Annotated in this window: 2 protein-coding genes and 1 pseudogene; 2 read left to right on the top strand and 1 reads right to left on the bottom strand. The window is 77.9% G+C overall.

Annotation, left to right across the window (positions count from 1 at the left end):
• A pseudogene (locus ACIQOV_RS33975) lies at positions 1 to 943 on the bottom strand (hypothetical protein); the annotation flags it as partial.
• A gap of 278 nt (positions 944 to 1221) precedes the next feature.
• On the opposite strand from ACIQOV_RS33975, the gene ACIQOV_RS33980 reads away from it, so the two are divergent.
• Complete coding sequence (locus tag ACIQOV_RS33980) at positions 1222 to 2439, top strand: rhodanese-like domain-containing protein (RefSeq protein ID WP_387694043.1); 1218 nt, start codon at positions 1222 to 1224, stop codon at positions 2437 to 2439.
• Between the two features lie 97 nt (positions 2440 to 2536).
• Positions 2537 to 3199, top strand: coding sequence for a DUF5819 family protein (locus ACIQOV_RS33985; protein ID WP_401054642.1), 663 nt, complete (start codon positions 2537 to 2539; stop codon positions 3197 to 3199).
• Positions 3200 to 3283: the final 84 nt, after the last annotated feature.

Below are 3283 nucleotides of genomic sequence, written 5' to 3' on the forward strand. Positions count from 1 at the left end.
CCTCCCGGCCGGAGGCGGGGGGAGGGACGGGCGGGCCGCCGCCCGCCGCGGCGCCCGCGACGGCGGCCACCGGCCGGACGGCGGAGGGGACGGCGGCCGGGGCGGCGGGGCGTTCGGCGGCCTCGCGCTGGACGGGCAGCGGGCCGGGCGGCCGGCGGCCGGGCGCGCCCTGTTCGGGCTGCGGCGGCGGGCCGACCCGGGCGGCGCGCTGCTGGGGCGTCGGGTAGCGGCGGCCGAGGCCGGCGGCCGCGTGCGCCGTACCGGTCTGCGCGTCGGCGGGCAGCACCGGCAGCACGGTGGCCGGGTCCAGCCGCAGGGCGGGCAGTCCGCCCCGGTCCAGCGCGGCCAGCAGCGCTGCGCGGTGGCCGGCGGGCAGCAGCCGGGCCAGTGGCTCGGGCACCGGCCGAGCGGCCGGGGTGAGCGCCGCGGTCAGGGTGTGGAAGCCGCCCCGGGCGCCGGGCGCGGCGGCGAAGGGGAGCAGCCGCTCGCCGAGCGCGAGCCGCGGCCCGGCGGAGCGCAGCGGGCGGGCGTCGGCGGCCAGCGCCAGCAGTCCGCCGGCCGGGCCGGGCAGCGGGTAGGCCCACCAGAGCACGTCGCGCTGGTGCTCCTCGCGGTCGGTGACGGTCAACCGGCCGGCCCAGGGGCGGCCGTCGGCGGTCCGCTCGGCGAGGGTGTCGAACGCGTCGCAGGGGCGGCGGACGGAGCAGCGTTCGCGCGCCCGGGGTTCCAGGGCGGGCAGCAGGCCGGAGGCCGGGCGGTCGTGGGCGACCTCGGCGCGGTGGCCGAAGAGTTCCTCGGCGGCCCGGCCCCACTGGGCGATCCGGCCGGACCGGTCGACCAGGACGGGGACGAGCCGGACCAGGGCGGCCACACCCGTCGGGTGGTCGCCCGGCGCGGTTCCGTCGCCCGCCGGCCGCGGTGTGGAGTTGGACTCGGCCACCATGGATTCGCTCTGCTCCCGCCTGGCCGCCGCGCCCGGGGGCGGCCGTCGCTCCGGAGGAAGGCACGCTGTGCGGATACCAGCGAAGCACGGACCGGGCCGGGCTCGACACCGAAACGGGGAGATTCCTCAGGATCGGTTGCGTGTCGTGTGCCGCACGCCGGTTCGTGCCCCCGGTTCACCCGGACGGGGCCCGCGACCACGGCGGTAGGGTGGCAGGCCGGACCGCCCGTACGGGTGGTCCGCAGGACGCAGCCGGCCGGACGAGACAGAGGCGACAAGTGAGCGCGCAGAGCCCCGCCCGCTGGACGGACCCGGAGCAGCAGGCACTGGAGGAGCGGGTCGCCGCCGCCGAGCTCGCCTGGCTCAGCATGGACGTGGACGTCCAGACGCTGCGGGTCGAGATCGACAACTTCGCGCTGATCCACCACCAGCTGCTCGGCCCGCTGTACGCCCGGCTGGACGAACTGGACGCGCTGGTCGCCGAGGCCGTCGCGGCCCGCACCGGCCGGCCGGAGGACCTGCGCCGGGCCGCCGAGGCACGGCAGCAGGTCGAGGACCTGCCGGACCTGGACGCGCTCTTCGACTCGGTGCGGGAGCAGTCCGGCCAGGACGGGGAGGCGGCCCCGCCGCCCGCCGCACCGGAGCGGGTGCGGCCCGGCAAGGACGCCCAGCGGATCTACCGCGAGCTGGTCCGCCGCGCCCACCCCGACCTGACCACCGACCCGGCCGAGCAGCAGCGCCGGGCCGCCTTCCTGGCCCGGGTCAACGAGGCCTACGCGTACGGGGACGCGACCGCTCTGGGGGCCCTGGCCGCCGAGTGGTCCACCGCGCCGCAGGCCGCGCCCGCCGTCGACGCGCCCGACCGCGCGGACTGGCTGCGCCGCCGGCTGGACTGGCTGACCGCCAAGATCACCGAGACCGCCACCGAGCAGGTCCGGCTGGAGCAGACCCCGATGGGCCAGCTGCTCGCCCTGGCCCCGCAGGACCCGGACCGGCTGCTGGAACAGCTCGCCGAGGAACTGCTGGCCAAGGCCGCCGAACGGCGGACCGAGCTGGAACGGCTGCTCGGCGGCCCGGCTCCGGCGGACGGTACGGCCTCCGGCGGCCGCGGCACGGCGCCGGTGGGCGACAATGACACGCATCCCCGCGAATCCCAGGAGAGCCACACGATGTTCCCGCAGATCCCCTCCGCCGACGCCGCCGCCGTGCCCGCCGACGCCGCCCTGCTGGACGTGCGCGAGCAGGACGAGTGGGACGCCGGCCACGTCGACGGCGCGCTGCACATCCCGATCGGCGAGGTGATCGCCCGCCTCGGCGAGCTGCCGGAGGAGAAGCTGTACGTGCTCTGCCGGGTCGGCGGCCGCTCCGCTCAGGTCGTCCAGTACCTGGTCCAGCAGGGCCGGGACGCGGTGAACGTGGACGGCGGGATGCACGCCTGGCAGGGTGCGGGCCGTCCGATGGTGAGCAGCACCGGCCAGGAGGCCTTCGTCCTCTGACGGCCCGGCACCCGCCGCCCGTGCCGTGCGGCAGGATGGGCGCGCGCGAGCGCGCCGGCACCGGGCCGGTGGCGCCCGCCGACCGGTCGGGGAGGCCATGACCGAGACGACGGACCGGCCGGCTGCCGGGAGGACCTGGTCCAGGCCCGCGCAGCTGGTCCTCGGCTTCGCCGGGTCGGTGCTGGCCGGCGGCACCGGGCTGTTCCTCGCCGCGGTGTTCCTGCACGTCGCGCCCGCCAACTCGGTGTCCCGGCAGTACCGGGACGAACTCGACGGCGTGGTGTACCCGGAGTTCGAGCAGAACTGGAAGCTGTTCGCGCCCAACCCGCTCCAGCAGAACGTGAGCGTGGACGCCCGGATCCGCACCGCCGCGCCCGACGGGTCCACCCGCACCCACGACTGGATCGGGTTGACCGCCCAGGACGTCGCCGCGATACGGGGCAACCCGGCGCCCAGCCACGTCGAGCAGAACCTGCTGCGCCGGGCCTGGGACTTCTACGACGGCTCGCACAACCCGCAGGACGAGACCCCGGCCTCCCCGCGCGGCAGGCTCGCCGAGCAGTACCTCAAGCGGATCGCCCTGCAGCGGATCGGCCGGGAGGCGGACGGGGGGCGGATCGTGGAGATCCAGTTCCGGTCGACCGCGGCCACCGTCCCGCCGCCGTCCTGGAGCGGCGAGCCCGCGCCGGCGGCGCCCCGGGTGCGGGAGCTGCCGTGGTGGCCGGTGACGGACGAGGACTACCGGGGGCTGCTCGGATGAACGAGGCGACGGTGCGGGCCACGGCACCGGGCGGGGCGGCACCGGGCGGGGCCGGGCCGGACGGCGGGGTGCCCTGGCAGACCG

Origin of the sequence: Kitasatospora sp. NPDC091257 (assembly GCF_044757675.1) — a bacterium.
Lineage (GTDB): Bacteria > Actinomycetota > Actinomycetes > Streptomycetales > Streptomycetaceae > Kitasatospora > Kitasatospora lactacystinica.